Annotated in this window: 1 protein-coding gene; it reads left to right on the top strand. The window is 45.3% G+C overall.

Annotated elements, in window-relative coordinates; genetic code table 11:
* Positions 1-733, top strand: a 733-nt coding sequence (locus NKH04_RS33130; protein WP_353045614.1) for a carbohydrate binding domain-containing protein, incomplete at both ends; no start/stop codon positions are given.

Below are 733 nucleotides of genomic sequence, written 5' to 3'. Positions count from 1 at the left end.
ACATTATCTGCCGATCTCTCTGTAGCCAATGTGGACAATACAGCACTTCGAATTAAATCGGATGAAGCCGGTAAGGAAGTATCTTTCTATATCGGGAATATCACAATTACCCAAGAAGAAACACCTGCCGAGCCTACGGTAGTCCTGAACCAAAGCTTTGAAGATGGAAATACAGGAGGATGGAACAAGCTCTCCTGGGGCTCGAACGGAGATACTGCGGTCGTAGATGACGTAGCTTCCGAAGGTACGAAATCTTTGAAGTTCTTTAACCGAGCCGATGAGAAGGCTGTTCCTGCTCTCGTACTTACGGACAAGATGAAATCCGACCGTAAGTATGACATATCCCTTAAGGTTAGACTCGGTTCAGGAGAAGGTCAGTTCCATCTGGCTTCCAAGATGGATTCTGAAATCTTAGCGGATGATGAGAAATATCCTTGGCTTATCGGCAACAAGCTTGTAACCGCTTCCGATTGGACGCTGCTTGAAACCAAAGGCTATGAAGTTCCTTCTAGAACAAATGAGGTCATCATCTATGTTGAACCCTCCAGCAATACTTTAACCTCGGATATTTACATTGATGAAGTCATCATTACGGATGTGACTCCGGGTCAAACTGCACCTGAGATTGTAGATGAGACAGGTATCTCCGCTGACTTTGAGAATGGTTTGGATGGATTCAAAGCACGGAACGGCCGTGAAACGGTAGTTCTCTCTCAGGATGATAACCATACAC

Source organism: Mesorhizobium sp. M1365, assembly GCF_040317865.1.
Classification (GTDB): domain Bacteria; phylum Pseudomonadota; class Alphaproteobacteria; order Rhizobiales; family Rhizobiaceae; genus Mesorhizobium.
Note: the sequence above shows the minus strand (reverse complement) of the source record. Positions and strands in the feature narration are given on the sequence as shown.